Annotated in this window: 15 protein-coding genes; 11 read left to right on the top strand and 4 right to left on the bottom strand. The window is 65.5% G+C overall.

The genetic code is table 11. The features are described 5' to 3' along the window. Positions 1 to 155 precede the first annotated feature (155 nt). The 10 genes from BI327_RS28785 (at position 156) to BI327_RS28740 (ending at position 8245) form a co-directional block, all read left to right on the top strand. On the top strand, positions 156 to 1472 hold the full coding sequence (locus BI327_RS28785) for a dicarboxylate/amino acid:cation symporter (RefSeq protein WP_083742246.1): 1317 nt from the start codon (positions 156 to 158) through the stop codon (positions 1470 to 1472). 24 nt (positions 1473 to 1496) lie between these two features. After that, positions 1497 to 2426: a LysR substrate-binding domain-containing protein gene (locus tag BI327_RS28780; RefSeq protein WP_083742245.1), complete on the top strand. Its 930-nt coding sequence runs from the start codon at positions 1497 to 1499 to the stop codon at positions 2424 to 2426. Positions 2427 to 2472: 46 nt separating this feature from the next. Then, positions 2473 to 3450 carry a tripartite tricarboxylate transporter substrate-binding protein gene (locus BI327_RS28775; protein WP_076864848.1) on the top strand — a complete coding sequence of 326 codons (978 nt, stop codon included), beginning with the start codon at positions 2473 to 2475 and terminating at the stop codon, positions 3448 to 3450. A 192-nt stretch (positions 3451 to 3642) separates the two neighbouring features. Next, complete coding sequence (gene pstS, locus BI327_RS28770; protein ID WP_076864638.1) at positions 3643 to 4653, top strand: phosphate ABC transporter substrate-binding protein PstS; 1011 nt, start codon at positions 3643 to 3645, stop codon at positions 4651 to 4653. 257 nt (positions 4654 to 4910) lie between these two features. After that, complete coding sequence (locus tag BI327_RS28765) at positions 4911 to 5627, top strand: TetR/AcrR family transcriptional regulator (protein WP_245334967.1); 717 nt, start codon at positions 4911 to 4913, stop codon at positions 5625 to 5627. A gap of 80 nt (positions 5628 to 5707) precedes the next feature. Further along, complete coding sequence (locus tag BI327_RS28760) at positions 5708 to 5953, top strand: hypothetical protein (protein ID WP_076864637.1); 246 nt, start codon at positions 5708 to 5710, stop codon at positions 5951 to 5953. Positions 5954 to 6122: 169 nt separating this feature from the next. After that, positions 6123 to 6833, top strand: a complete 711-nt coding sequence (gene minC / locus BI327_RS28755) for a septum site-determining protein MinC (protein ID WP_076864636.1) — start codon at positions 6123 to 6125, stop codon at positions 6831 to 6833. A 25-nt stretch (positions 6834 to 6858) separates the two neighbouring features. After that, a complete protein-coding gene (gene minD / locus BI327_RS28750; protein ID WP_076864635.1) occupies positions 6859 to 7674 on the top strand; it encodes a septum site-determining protein MinD in 816 nt (271 codons plus the stop codon). Continuing rightward, positions 7674 to 7952, top strand: a complete 279-nt coding sequence (gene minE / locus BI327_RS28745; protein WP_026192121.1) for a cell division topological specificity factor MinE — start codon at positions 7674 to 7676, stop codon at positions 7950 to 7952. The genes minD and minE overlap by 1 nt, the downstream gene beginning before the upstream one ends. Beyond that, positions 7949 to 8245: a hypothetical protein gene (locus BI327_RS28740; RefSeq protein WP_076864634.1), complete on the top strand. Its 297-nt coding sequence runs from the start codon at positions 7949 to 7951 to the stop codon at positions 8243 to 8245. The genes minE and BI327_RS28740 overlap by 4 nt, the downstream gene beginning before the upstream one ends. Before the next feature lie 156 nt (positions 8246 to 8401). Here BI327_RS28740 and BI327_RS28735 read toward each other — a convergent pair whose 3' ends face one another. Next, positions 8402 to 9205, bottom strand: a complete 804-nt coding sequence (locus tag BI327_RS28735) for an NAD-dependent protein deacetylase (protein WP_076864633.1) — start codon at positions 9203 to 9205, stop codon at positions 8402 to 8404. Between the two features lie 112 nt (positions 9206 to 9317). On the opposite strand from BI327_RS28735, the gene BI327_RS28730 reads away from it, so the two are divergent. Continuing rightward, on the top strand, positions 9318 to 9698 hold the full coding sequence (locus BI327_RS28730; protein ID WP_076864632.1) for a c-type cytochrome: 381 nt from the start codon (positions 9318 to 9320) through the stop codon (positions 9696 to 9698). Positions 9699 to 9718: 20 nt separating this feature from the next. Here the strand turns inward: BI327_RS28730 and BI327_RS28725 are convergent, their stop codons facing one another. The 3 genes from BI327_RS28725 to BI327_RS28715 all read right to left on the bottom strand — a co-directional run bounded on the left by BI327_RS28725 (position 9719) and on the right by BI327_RS28715 (position 13103). Then, entirely contained in the window at positions 9719 to 10891 is a 1173-nt protein-coding gene (locus tag BI327_RS28725; RefSeq protein ID WP_076864631.1) for a LysM peptidoglycan-binding domain-containing protein, read from the bottom strand. A gap of 140 nt (positions 10892 to 11031) precedes the next feature. Beyond that, entirely contained in the window at positions 11032 to 11706 is a 675-nt protein-coding gene (locus BI327_RS28720) for a hypothetical protein (RefSeq protein ID WP_076864630.1), read from the bottom strand. Further along, entirely contained in the window at positions 11703 to 13103 is a 1401-nt protein-coding gene (locus BI327_RS28715) for a selenium-binding protein SBP56-related protein (RefSeq protein WP_076864629.1), read from the bottom strand. The genes BI327_RS28720 and BI327_RS28715 overlap by 4 nt, the downstream gene beginning before the upstream one ends. Between the last annotated feature and the right edge of the window lie 53 nt (positions 13104 to 13156).

Below are 13156 nucleotides of genomic sequence, written 5' to 3'. Positions count from 1 at the left end.
TTGTCGCCAGCCTGTGAGCTGAGGTCACGCTGCCTGAGCTTAACTCGTTTGCGCTTTGCGCCATCGCCCGCCAACGTCCCGCCGCTGCTGCATCGATGCGTCTGCCGACGATGCCTCCTGCGCAGCCAACATAATACTCCCGAGGATCGACGCCCATGTCCACCATCACCAATGACGGTGCCGCCCGTCTCGACGTTGCCGCAGCGCCCTGGCATGCGCGTCTCTATGTCCAGGTGCTGATCGGCATCGCGCTTGGCGCGCTGGTCGGCTATCTCTGGCCGGATGCCGGCGCGGCGCTGAAGCCGCTCGGCGACGCCTTGATCAAGATGATCAAGATGGCGATCGCGCCGATCGTCTTCCTCACCGTGGTGCACGGCATCGCGAGCCTTGGCGACATGCGCAAGGCTGGGCGGATCGGCATCAAGACGCTTGTCTATTTCGAGATCGCAACGACCGCGGCGCTGATCATCGGCCTTGTCGTCATCAATCTGGCGCGCCCCGGGATCGGCATGCACGTCTCGCCGGCCTCGCTGGATTCCCGCCTCGTCGCCTCCTATGTCACCCAGTCGCACGAGCAGACCGTGGTCGGCTTCCTGATGAACGTGATTCCGTCGACCGTGGGCGGCGCCTTCACCAGCGGCGACACGTTGCAAGTGCTGTTCTTCGCCGTGCTGTTCGGCATCGCCCTGCAACGCTATGGCGAGAACGGCAGGCCGGTGTTGAACGCGATCGAGAAGCTGTCAAAGATCCTGTTCATCCTGATCGGCATGATCATGCGGATCGCACCGATCGGCGCATTCGGCGCCATGGCCTTCACCATCGGCAAATACGGCGTCGGCTCGATCGTCGCGCTGTCGCATTTCATGCTGGTGTTCTACCTCACTTGCGTGCTGTTCGTGATCGTCGGGCTCGGCATCGTGGCGCGCCTCGCCGGCTTCAGCATCTTCAAGCTGATCCGGTATCTGCGCGAAGAGCTGCTGCTGGTGCTGGGCCTGTCGGGTTCGGAATCGGTGATGCCGCGCTTCATCGACAAGATGAAGGCCGCCGGCTGCGCCGAATCGACCGTCGGCCTCGTGATCCCGACCGGCTACACTTTCAATCTCGACGGCACCTGCATCTACCTCACCATGGCGAGCGTGTTCCTCGCCCAGGCCACCGACACGCCGATGTCGCTGATGCAGCAGATCGGGCTCGTGGTGGTCTGCCTGCTGACCTCGAAGGGCGCGGCCGCCGTGCCGGGCAGCGGCTTCATCGTGCTCGCCGCGACGCTGGGCTCGATCGGCCATGTACCGGTGGCGAGCATCGCGCTGCTGCTCGGCATCGACCGCTTCATGTCGGAAGCGCGCGCACTGACCAACTTCATCGGCACGGCGGTGGCGACCGTGGTGGTGGCGCGCTGGGAAGGCGACCTCGACCGCGCGCAATTCGTCCGTGCCCTCGACAATCCGGACGCCCCCACGCTATCCTCCTGACGCATCCGGAGACGCGACACGATCATGAGAAAGTTGCCACCGCTCAACGCGGTGCGAACATTCGAGGCGGCCGCACGGCATGTGAGCTTCACCAAGGCCGCTGAAGAGCTGCTGGTGACCCACGGCGCCGTCAGCCGCCAGGTCGCGCTTCTCGAGGACTGGTTCGGCGTCAAGCTGTTCCGCCGTGCGCCCTCGCAACTGACGCTGACCGCGGCCGGGCAGATCTATTATCGCGAGGTCACGGCGATCCTCGATCGCCTCGCGCTCGCCTCGATGGACATGAAGGCCTACGGATCGCCGTCGGTGCTGCGCGTCAGCGCGCCGCCGACATTCGCGATGCGCTGGCTGATCCGCCGCATCTCGTCGTTCCAGCGCATGCGCGCCGATGTCGAGCTGCGGCTATTAACCTCGATCGGGCCGCTCAACGTCAACGACCGCTCGTTCGACGTCGCGATCCGCGGCAATGTCGGCGAGCCCGTGGGCTGGATGTCGCAGCACTTCATGACCGAGCTGATCGCGCCGGTCTGCCATGTCGACCTGTTGAAGCGCGGACGGCTCGCCACCCCGGATGACCTGCGGCACCACACGCTGATCACCTATCTGACCGAGCCCTATGACTGGCCGCGCTGGCTGGCGCAGGCCGGCGGCGAGATGAGCGCGGATCAGGAGACGTTGCGGTTCGAGCAGATGTTTTTTGCGTTGCAGGCGACCATCGAGCGGATCGGCATCGGGCTGTTTCCGCTGTTTCTGGTGATCGACGAGCTGATGGCGGGCCAGCTCTGCCTGCCGTTCGGCGACCTCGGCCTGCGCAAGCGTGAATACCGCTCGTTCTATCTCGCCGACAATGAAAGCGCCGGCGCCATCGCCGACTTCACCGCATGGCTCGCCGACGCCGGCCGCGAGACCGAGCAATTCATGCTGGACTGGGCCACGTCGAAGGGCTGGAGCTTCTAGATCAGCGGCTCCATGAGGCCGCATCAGGGGAACGCAGATGTCCAACATGTCTCGCCGGCCATTCCTGCAACTTGCGCTCGGCGCGGCGGCGCTGCCGCTTGCATCGCGCGGCGCGCGTACCGAGACCATGGCGCGCCCGATCACCATGATCGTGCCGTTCGCCGCCGGCGGGCCGACCGATGTGTTGGCGCGGATCCTCGCCGAATACATGCGCAGCACGGTCGGCCATCCCGTCATCATCGAGAATGTCACGGGCGCTTCCGGCACCGTCGCCGGGCTGCGTGCCTCGCGCGCGACGCCCGACGGCTCCACGATCACGATCGGGCATTGGGGCACGCATTGCCTCAACGGCGCGATCTATCAGCTACAATATGACGTGCGCGAATTCGCGCCGATCGCACTGATCGCCAGCGGGCCGCAGCTCATCATCGGCCGGCCCGATCTGCCGGCGAAGAACCTGAAAGAGCTGATCGCCTGGCTCAAGGCCAATGGCGACAAGGCGACGGCGGGCACCGCGGGTCCGGGTTCGGGCGCGCACGTCGCCGGCGTGTTCTTCCAGCAGCTGACGGAGACCAACTTCTCCTTCGTGCCGTATCGCGGCGCCGGTCCCGCGCTGAACGATCTGATGGCCGGGCATATCGACATCATGTTCGATCAGGCTTCCAACTCGCTGCCGCAGGTGAAGAGCGGCACCGTGAAGGCATTTGCGGTCACGGCGCCGTCGCGGCTTGCATCGGCATCCGATATTCCGACCGTCGATGAGGCCGGATTGCCGGGTCTTTGTATCGCCTATTGGCACGGCATCTGGGCGCCGAAGGGCACGGCGGCCGATATCGTGTCTGGGCTGTCGAAGGCGGTGATGGCTGCGCTTGCGGAACCCGCCGTCCGGCAACGCTTCGCCGAACTCGGGCAGGAGATTCCGCCGCCCGAAAAACAAAGCCCCGCTGCGCTGCGCGACCATCAGGCTGCCGAGATCGAGAAATGGTGGCCGATCGTCAAGTCGGCCAACATCAAGGCGGAATAGGTACCGCTGCGACGCTCCAGCATGCGTGAGCGGGCTGCGAATGGCAGGATCCCTGCCGTTTTCGGACTTTCGATGTAGGCCGAAGGTTAGGCGCTGCTGTCATCCCATCGTCACCGGCGTTCGAAAAAACGTTGCCGCTGCTAACGAGAGCATTTTGCGCGCGAGACCTTTCGCGTTTCCACGGAGATCAGCATGAAATTCGTCAAGACAATCGTCGCCGCCGGTCTGGTCGCCATGGCGACGCCGGCTTTCGCAACCGACATCACCGGTGCCGGTTCGACCTTTATCTTCCCCGTCCTGTCGAAGTGGGCCGATGCCTACAAGAAGGATTCGGGCAGCGGCGTGAACTACCAGTCGATTGGTTCGGGTGCCGGCATCAAGCAGATCGAAGCCAACACCGTGACCTTCGGCGCGACCGACGCGCCGCTGAAGTCCGACCAGTTGCAGAAGGACGGACTTGCGCAGTGGCCGATGATCATGGGCGCGATCGTTCCGGTGGTGAACCTCGACGGCGTGAAGGCCGGCGATCTGGTGCTCGACGGTCCGACGCTTGCCAACATCTTCCTCGGCAAGATCACCAAGTGGGATGATGCCGCGATCAAGAAGCTCAACCCGAAGGCCAAGCTGCCGTCGGAAGCGATCTCGGTCGTGCATCGCGCCGACGGTTCGGGAACGACCTTCAACTTCACCGACTATCTGAGCAAGGTCAGCCCGGACTGGAAGAGCAAGATCGGTTCCGGCACTGCCGTCGAGTGGCCGGTTGGCGTCGGCGCCAAGGGCAACGAAGGTGTCGCCGGCAACATCGCGCAGGCCAAGAACTCGATCGGTTACGTCGAGTATGCCTATGCCAAGCAGAACAAGCTGACCTACACCGCGCTGATCAACAAGTCCGGCAAGACCGTGCAGCCGACCAACGACGCGTTCCAGGCTGCCGCGTCGAACGCCGACTGGACCAACGCGCCCGGCTACTACCTGATCCTGACCGACCAGCCGGGTGACAAGTCCTGGCCGATCGTCGCTTCGACGTTCATCCTGTTGCACAAGGATGCGACCGACAAGGCGGCCTCGAAGGAAGCGCTGAAGTTCTTCAAGTTCGCTTTCGACAAGGGTGCCAAGAGCGCCGAAGAGCTCGACTACATCCCGATGCCCGACAGCGTCGTGAAGCAGATCGAGAAGACCTGGGCTGCCGAGGTCAAGAGCTGAGCCGTTCCTTTCAAGCACGCGCAATCGCAGGAGCCGGCGTCGATCGACGCCGGCTCTTTTGTTTGGGCTTGCGCACCTGCTGCCGTCGAGCGTTCGGGCGACAGTGGAGTGAAGGTCCTGCCGGAGCGTAACACGCTCCAAATCGAACTTAGCCTTTTGATCTGAAAGGCATTTTTCGTCGAAATTTCTCCGCCCTTGCTCCCCTTGAACGGTGCATCCGAAGGTTTATATGTACTATTGAACATATAGAGGCAGCGATGATCGATACGAGCAAGGTGGCGACCGCACCGGTCTCCCGGCCCAGGGGACGCCGCAGCAAGGACATGCCGGACGGCCGCCAGGCGCTGCTGATCGCGGCGACCGAGGCCTTCGCCAACCAGGGATTTGACGGCGCCGACCTGCGCAGCGTCGCCGCGGCGGCGGGCGTCGCGCCGAATCTCGTGCGCGTCCATTTCGGCAACAAGGCCGCGCTGTGGGAGGCTTGCCTCGACCGCATCGTGGTGCTCGCGCTGCCGGTGATGGCCGAGGTGCATGCGATCGCGACCGACACGAACCGGCCGCTCGGCGAGCGGCTGCGCGATCTCATCGTCACGGTCGCCACCTTCTACGTCGCGCATCCGCAGGTGAGGAACTTCGTCGTTCGCCACGGCGCCGAGGCGCCCGAGCGCTCGACGCGGGTGACCGAAAAACTGCTGCGTCCGGCCTATGAGAGCGCGCGCGACCTTCTGGAGGCCGGCATCGCGGCGGGCATCATCCGCAGCAGCCATCCGGCGCTGTTCTTCGCGTTGCTCAATGCGGCCCTCAACCAGCCGCCTGCCTTTCCGATGCTGCTCGGCCGCCTCGCGCCCGAGATCGATCCCGCAACGGCGTGGAGCGAGCTGCTCGACACCACGGTCGCAACGTTTCTGCACCTTCCGCCATCGCAAGCCGGCGCCGAGCGCGCGGCCAACGACGGCCGCAAGCCCACGTCGTGACGTCAGTCACGACCAATACGTCAACCGTCGTGACATCCAGTCTCGACCAACCCTTCAACCTGCCAGTGAGAGAGTGATCCATGAAACTTCGTCTTGCCCTCGTCCTTCTCGGTGCAACCATCGCGCCCGCTTTGGCCCAGTCCGGCCCGAACGAATCGATGCAGCGCCAGGCCTGCATGGGCGATGCGATGCGGCTGTGCGGCGCCTACATCCCGGATCGCGGCCGGATCAGGGATTGCATGGCCGCCCAGGTCGAGCAGCTCAGCCCGTCCTGCCGCGCCGTGTTCGATGCATCGGTGCAGGCCGAACGGTCACCGCGGCGTTGACCCGCGCCGCTGGCGCCTGGGCCTTGCATCCGAGCAACGCTTTGCAGCCCGCGACGGCTGCCGGAGGATCAGCCGTCCCAAATCAGTGAAAACCCTGACGCCTGTTAACCTTCGGTTAACCATGCGGGCCGATTGTTAACCATTCGACAAGACAACCGAGTCAGGGGCGATGGACGCAACTCAACAGGTCGCACGTCAGCAGGTCCGCATGCGCGGCCGTTCCTATGTCGCGTTCGTTTTCTCGCCGGTCGTGCCTGTGGTGTCCTGGCTGGCCGAGATCGACGCGACGCTGGCGAAGTCGCCGGGCTTCTTCACTGGCAAGCCCATCGTGCTCGACCTCTCGGCCGTCGATCTCAGCCAGGCCGCGATCGCCCATCTGATCGGCAGCCTCGCCGAACGCAACATCCGCATCCTCGGCATCGAGGGCGTCGACGAATCGAAGCTCGGCGCCAACATGCCGCCGCTGCTGACCGGCGGCCGCGCTTGCGCGATCACCCATGTCGAGCCGAAGGCGCCGCCGCCGAAGGACAAAGACAAGGACAAGACCAAGCTGCCGTCGCTGCTGCTGGAGAGCCCGGTCCGTTCCGGCCAGTCGATCGTGTTCGCCGAGGGCGACGTCACCGTGCTCGGCTCGGTCGGCTCCGGCGCCGAGATCGTCGCCGGCGGCTCGATCCATGTCTACGGCACGCTGCGCGGCCGCGCCATGGCCGGCATCAACGGCAATTCGCAGGCCCGCATCTTCTGCCAGAAGATCGAGGCCGAACTGCTCGCCATCGACGGCTACTACCAGACCGCAGATGACATCGCCGACAGCTTGCGCAACCGGCCCGCCCAGGCGTGGCTCGAGGGCGAAATGCTGCGCATCACACCATTGAACTGACCGACTGACTACAAGGAGAGAGAGAATGGCCAAGGTATTGGTCGTGACGTCTGGGAAGGGCGGGGTCGGCAAGACGACCTCAACCGCCGCGCTTGGCGCGGCGCTTGCGCAAATGGGCCAGAACGTCGTCGTCATCGACTTCGATGTCGGCCTGCGCAACCTCGATCTGGTGATGGGCGCGGAGCGGCGCGTGGTGTTCGACCTCATCAATGTGGTGCAGGGCGTCGCCAAGCTGCCGCAGGCCCTGATCCGCGACAAGCGGCTGGAGAACCTCTGGCTGCTGCCGGCGTCGCAGACCCGCGACAAGGACGCGCTGACCGAAGAGGGCGTCAAGCGCGTGATCGCCGACCTCAAGACCAAGTTCGACTGGATCCTGTGCGACAGCCCGGCCGGCATCGAACGCGGCGCGACGCTCGCGATGCGCTACGCCGACGAGGCCATCATCGTCACCAATCCGGAAGTCTCGTCGGTGCGCGATTCCGACCGCATCATCGGCATGCTGGACTCCAAGACGGTCCGCGCCGAGCGCGGCGAGCGGGTCGAGAAGCACCTCCTGGTCACCCGCTATGACGCCGGCCGCGCCGCGCGCGGCGAGATGCTGTCGATCGACGATATCCTGGAAATCCTGGCGACGCCGCTGCTCGGCATCGTCCCGGAAAGCCAGGACGTGCTGCGCGCCTCCAATGTCGGCTGCCCGGTCACGCTGAACGCTGCAAGCAGCGCACCGGCGCGGGCCTATACCGACGCGGTGCGGCGCCTGATGGGGGAGCAGGTCGAGATGACCGTGCCGGTCCAGCGCAAGGGGCTGATGGACCGGCTGCTGCGACGGAGGGCGGCATGATGAACGTAATGCGGCTGTTCGGTGGCCGCGCTGCATCGGCGCCCGTCGCGCGGGAGCGGTTGCAGATCCTGCTTTCGCACGAGCGCGGCCGGACCGGTGCGCCCGATCTCCTGGAGACGCTCCGCTCGGAAATCCTGAGCGTGGTGTCCAAGCATATCGATGTCGATCCCGACAAGGTCGTGGTCCGGATGGACCGCGGCAAGTTCGTCTCGATGCTCGAGGTCGACATCGAGGTTCCCAACGGCGTGCAACGATCAAAGATGGTAGCGGCCACATGACGGCAGACAGCGACAGTCACATCGCCTGGCAACGCGCGCAGCTGAAGCGGCTGCGCGCGGCACTGAAGCAAATCGAGGTCGATCAGCTCGGCAAGGCCAATTGCGGCCGCGCCACGCAGATGACGATCGACGAATTGCAGCGCAAGATCGGAGAATCCGGCCGCTGCATCGCCGAGTACGAGCGCCGCACCCGCCGCCCGCTGGCGACGGATCTCGGCAGCCTCGCCAGCGTCAGCTGGACGCACTGGAACGCCAATCTGCCGATGGCCAAGTCACCGCGCCATCGCGCGTAGTGCGATAACTCTATCCGTCGTCATTGCGAGCCAACGGGTCGCGCGAACGCGCGCCCGATGACAGGCTCCGCGAAGCAATCCATCCCTCCGCATATGCGGAACGATGGATTGCTTCGTCGCTGTCGCTCCTCGCAATGACGTGGAGGCAGCAGCGGTCTACAGCAGAAACGCCAGCGCCGTCTCGCAACTATCCTCGACCTTGAGCGAGAGCAGGTCGTCGGCGCGGGTGCGGCCGAGATTGACGGCGGCGATCGGCAGGCCGCGCTGCTCCGCCATGCGGACGAAGCGAAAGCCGGAATAGACCATCAGCGAGGAGCCGACGACGAGCAGCGCGTCGGCCTGCTCGAGATGCGCCTGCGCTGACGCAACGGTGTCGCGCGGCACGTTCTCGCCGAAGAACACCACATCGGGTTTCAGCACGCCGCCGCAGGCCTCGCAGGCCGGCACCACGAAGGATGAAAAATCCTGCTCGAGATCGGCGTCGCCGTCCGGCGCGTCGGCGGCATCGAGCGCAATCCAGGCCGGGTTCAGCCGCGCCAGCTCGCCCTGGAACTGTTCGCGCGGCATCGTCGCGCCGCAGCCGAGGCAACGCACCACGTCGAGCCGGCCGTGCAGGTCGATGACGCGCTGGCTGCCCGCGGCCTGGTGCAGGCGGTCGACATTCTGGGTCAGCAGCAGTTCGCAGCGGCCTTGCTGTTCGAGCTTGGCCAGCGCGCGATGCGCACCGTTCGGCGCGGCCCGGCCGAACCGCCGCCAGCCGACCATGCTGCGCGCCCAATAGCGCTGCCGCGTCGCCGCCTCGCCCAAAAACGCCTGGATCGTCACCGGTCGCGTCCGCTTCCAGTTGCCGTCGGTGTCGCGATAATCGGGAATGCCCGAATTGGTGCTGCAGCCGGCCCCGGTCAGGACAAACAGGCGTTGGTGCCGATCGATGAAATCCTGCAAGGCGGGGTGATGCATGGCAGCACATCTAGTGCGGCGCGCGCGTCTGCGCCAGATGTGGGGCCCGTCGTGGGAGGACCTTTCACGCCGCCTCTGCGTTGACGGCATGGCACTTCCGACGGAGTGATCGATGCGACCAAGATTTATTGTCCTCCTATGCGGATTGGCGTCCCTGCCGCTCTCGCCGTCCTACGGCCAGGACGCGGGCGTATCGGGCGAGCAGGCATTCAACAATTCCTGCCGCACCTGCCACACCGTCAAGGATGGCGACAACCGCGCCGGCCCCAACCTGCATGACATCATCGGCCGCAAGGCCGGATCGGTTGCGAACTTTCCCTATTCTCAGGCGATGAAATCATCCGACATCGTCTGGGATGAGCGCACATTGCTGCACTTCATCGAGGATCCCGAAGCCGTGGTGTCGGGCAACGGCATGAAGCCGTATACCGGCGTGCGCTCGGCGGAGGATCGCGCCAGGATCGTGGCGTTCCTGAAATCCCCGGGCAAGTGACCGTTGGCGGAAGGCCGGCCTCACCGTGCCGGCACGACGAAGACCTGGCCGGGATAGATCAAATTGGGATTGCGGATCTGCTGCTGGTTTGCCCGATAGATCACCGCGTAGCGTTGTCCGGCGCCGAATGCGCGCTGGCTGATTCGCCACAGGCTGTCGCCGCGCGCCACCGTGGTCGTCGTGATCTTCGGCACGATCACGGCGGAAGGTGAACTCGCATCAGACGTGGTAGGGGCAGTCGCCGCCGCAAGTTGCGGTGTGGTCACACCGGCACTACCGGACGACGCGGCCGATGCCGGAATCGATGCGGTCGTCGTCGTGTCCGGAACGTTGAACGGCACCTCGGCGCGCGCGCGGACCTTGCCGGAGCCGGGGTCGACGTCGTCAAGCCGGACGCGATAATCGCCGGCCGCCACGCCCTTGTTGATCGTGACCGAGAGGTGCCCCGCCGCATCGGCGGTGGCGGAGGTGATCAAACTGTCGTTGAGATAGAGCCTGACGGTCGCGCCGGGAGGTGCCTGACCGCTGACATGCAGCTTGCCGCCCGGTTCGGTCTCGACCGCCGCGACAACAACCTTCCCGGCGGCCGGCGCCGCGGCCGCAGGTTGCGACAGCACCTTGACCGGCTTGTCCGGCGCCATCAGCGCCACCATCGGCCGCTCCCTTGCCGCAGCCTCGAGCGCCACCGCGACGCTCTGTTTGGAGGTCACCTGCTTGCCGTCACGCGTGATGCGCAAAGTGAGGTCATAGTTTCCCGGCGGAAGCGGGCGCGGGACCATGACGAACTGGCCGGATTTGTCCGCCACGGCGCGATCGTGCACCTCGCCATTGCGCAGCAATTCCACCGTCGCGCCCGGCAGCGCGCGGCCGGCGACGACCGTCTCGCCGGTCGGCTCGATGTTGACGACGTCGAACTCCGGCACGGCGTCGCCGCCCGATGCCGGCGCCGCCCCGAGCGCGTCGGCCAGGGCCGCGGTGTCGGTTTGCGCTGTGGCCAGCGCAGTCTTGTCCCGATTCGTGTCTTGCGCTTGCGCGGGGGCCGGCTTCGACGGCGCCGCCGCCATCAAGGGCGTGTTCGCGCCCAGGATCTGCTGGGTCTGGCGGATGCCGAACACGAACGCCGCCGTGCCGCCGGCGGCAAGCGCCAGCAACGGTATGGCAAGTCTCATCGCCGTGACATTCATGATTGTCACCTGCGGATGAATGTCCCCGCGCGTCCGCGCGCGACCCTGCGACCCCTTGGGGATTCCGGGAGAGATTGCGCCGATCTGCGCCCGCCATCAAGTCGGATGAAAGGATTACTTCGCTCGGGCAGCCCGGCTGACCCAACGGCTCAGCGCCACTCCGCGACATTGATGGCAAGCGCCGCAGCGCCGACGAGAATGAGGCTGACTGCCCAGACCGCCTCCAGATTGAACCAGCTCCGCGCGACGAATTTGACGCCGAGATAGCGATAGACCAGCCATGCCAGCAGGCCGCCGGCAGCGAGCATGGCGGCGGTGTGGACCAGCGCAACCAAAAGCGCCATCGCAAGATTCTGGCCGATCACGCGCTCCGCGGCCGTGTGGCCATCATGCGCCGATGATGTCGCGCAGAGGCCGAGATAGATCGGCAGCAGCATCAGGCCTGCGCCATGGGCAATCGCCACCGCGAACGACCACAGCGCCAGCCTGGCCGGCGGTATCCGCGCCAGAACGCGCGGATGACGGCGATCAACCAGACGCATGAGGCCGAAGCCGATGATGATGATGGCAGCCGTGATCTGGATCGGGCGCTGCCATTCCGCCAGCGCGATCAACAGCGCAAACGGCAGCAGCACCAGTAGCATCGCCGCGAGGTGGCCCGTCGACAGCGGCAGCAGCGCGCCGAGCACGGCGCGCGGGGATTTGTCCATCAGGCCCGCGGACACCGCGAGCGGCCAGCCCATGCCCGGATTGATGCCGTGATAGAGGCCGCTTGCGATGATCGCGAGCCACAACCAGATCGCCGTCGGATCGACCTCACTCATACCGACGGATAGCAGAACGAATCCGTCGAGCAGTCACCGCCCTCGAGGCGGATCTGATGCGGGCGATAGCCCTCGGGGAAGTCGACGAAATAGTCCTTGGCAAGCTCCAGCCCGCCGTTGGCGCCGACATTGGCCATCACCTCGGCGCCCGGCATGCCGTCGGGATAGAACTGGTCGTCCCAGGTCGAATAGAGCGAGTTGGTCCAGTACACCCGCTTGCCGTCGCGGCTGATCTCGACCATCTGCGGGCCGCCGGCGAACGCCTTGCCGCTCGGATGCGGCGTGCGGCGCGCGATGCCGCCGATATGCACCGAACCCGCAAGCTTCGGCTTCCTCGGATCGCGCACGTCGTATTGGCGCATCTCGCCGGTACCCCAGCAGGAGACGTAGAGGAAGCGGTCGTCCATCGACAGGTCGATGTCGGTGACCAGCGGCGGCACCGCGCCGAAGCCCTGCAACAGCGGCGGCAGCTTCTCCTTCGGCGCCGGCTCGGGCGGGATCGTCGCGGTCTTCTCGGCCTGGAATTTTCCGCCCTCGCGCCACCAGGTCCAGATCGAGGCCTCGAGGTTGGTGGTGTCGACGACGACGCCGACGAAGCCGTATTCGCGGACCGGATCGTGCGCGGGCCTGACCTCGAGCGCCATCTGGTGATTGGCGCCGAGGTCGATGGTCTGCACGTTGCGCCGCGCGCGCAAATCCCAGAAGTGCAGCCGGTGACCGTATTTGTTCGACAGCAGGTCCTCGGCGACGATGCCGTTCTCGAATTGCGGCGGCAGCGCCCATTCGCTCGACACCATGTAGTCGCGCGGCAGATTCCACCAGAAATCATAGTGCAGCGTCTGCGGCCCGCGGTCGATCTCCCAGCGGCCGAGCACGTCGAAGGTCTCGCAATCCATGATGAAGATGCCGGGCGGGCCTTGCGTGCCGTCCTTGCCGCCACCGCCGAGGGTGGAGACATAGATGCCGTCCGGCCCGCAATGAATGGTGTGCGGCCGCGAGTAGCCGGTCTTCTTGAACACTTCCTCCGGCTCGATGATCTTGTGGATCTTGGCCTCGAGCGGCGAGGGCTTGGTGTCGATGATGTAGATGCGCGACGACCGCAGGCCGGGGATAATGAGATAGCGCCGCTCGATGAAGGCGTGCCCAGTGAGCGGAGACAATGCGGAGGAGCAGGCGTTCCAGCCGAAGTGATGGAACTCGTCGCCCTTGTTCGGCATCGTCACGGTGTGAACGATCTTGCCGTAGGTCTTCGAGCCCGGCTTGACGTCGATCACCGCGAGCGCATCGGGCTTCTTGAAGTCGGGACTGAGCAGCAGCGTGTAGGCGAACTGCTCCGGCGGCGCCTCCATCGCGAGCTTGGGCGAGGCGTGAAACGTGGGGTCGGGTCGCATCGTCATGACGTTCTCCCGGTTATGTCGGCTTGTTACCAACGTCGGGCCGCTCGCAGCGT

This window comes from Bradyrhizobium mercantei, from assembly GCF_001982635.1.
Lineage (GTDB): Bacteria > Pseudomonadota > Alphaproteobacteria > Rhizobiales > Xanthobacteraceae > Bradyrhizobium > Bradyrhizobium mercantei.
The sequence above is the reverse complement of the archived record's forward strand: the minus strand, read 5'-3'. Positions and strand labels throughout refer to the sequence as shown.

Excerpts from the sequence above, each read along its gene's own strand:
- BI327_RS28780 (WP_083742245.1), top strand. The coding sequence starts at position 1,497 with ATGAGAAAGTTGCCACCGCTCAACGCGGTGCGAACATTCGAGGCGGCC.
- minD (WP_076864635.1), top strand. The coding sequence starts at position 6,859 with ATGGCCAAGGTATTGGTCGTGACGTCTGGGAAGGGCGGGGTCGGCAAG.
- minC (WP_076864636.1), top strand. The coding sequence starts at position 6,123 with ATGGACGCAACTCAACAGGTCGCACGTCAGCAGGTCCGCATGCGCGGC.
- BI327_RS28720 (WP_076864630.1), bottom strand. The coding sequence starts at position 11,706 with ATGAGTGAGGTCGATCCGACGGCGATCTGGTTGTGGCTCGCGATCATC.
- BI327_RS28785 (WP_083742246.1), top strand. The coding sequence starts at position 156 with ATGTCCACCATCACCAATGACGGTGCCGCCCGTCTCGACGTTGCCGCA.
- BI327_RS28735 (WP_076864633.1), bottom strand. The coding sequence starts at position 9,205 with ATGCATCACCCCGCCTTGCAGGATTTCATCGATCGGCACCAACGCCTG.
- BI327_RS28775 (WP_076864848.1), top strand. The coding sequence starts at position 2,473 with ATGTCTCGCCGGCCATTCCTGCAACTTGCGCTCGGCGCGGCGGCGCTG.
- BI327_RS28715 (WP_076864629.1), bottom strand. The coding sequence starts at position 13,103 with ATGACGATGCGACCCGACCCCACGTTTCACGCCTCGCCCAAGCTCGCG.
- BI327_RS28730 (WP_076864632.1), top strand. The coding sequence starts at position 9,318 with ATGCGACCAAGATTTATTGTCCTCCTATGCGGATTGGCGTCCCTGCCG.
- pstS (WP_076864638.1), top strand. The coding sequence starts at position 3,643 with ATGAAATTCGTCAAGACAATCGTCGCCGCCGGTCTGGTCGCCATGGCG.
- BI327_RS28760 (WP_076864637.1), top strand. The coding sequence starts at position 5,708 with ATGAAACTTCGTCTTGCCCTCGTCCTTCTCGGTGCAACCATCGCGCCC.
- minE (WP_026192121.1), top strand. The coding sequence starts at position 7,674 with ATGAACGTAATGCGGCTGTTCGGTGGCCGCGCTGCATCGGCGCCCGTC.
- BI327_RS28765 (WP_245334967.1), top strand. The coding sequence starts at position 4,911 with ATGATCGATACGAGCAAGGTGGCGACCGCACCGGTCTCCCGGCCCAGG.
- BI327_RS28740 (WP_076864634.1), top strand. The coding sequence starts at position 7,949 with ATGACGGCAGACAGCGACAGTCACATCGCCTGGCAACGCGCGCAGCTG.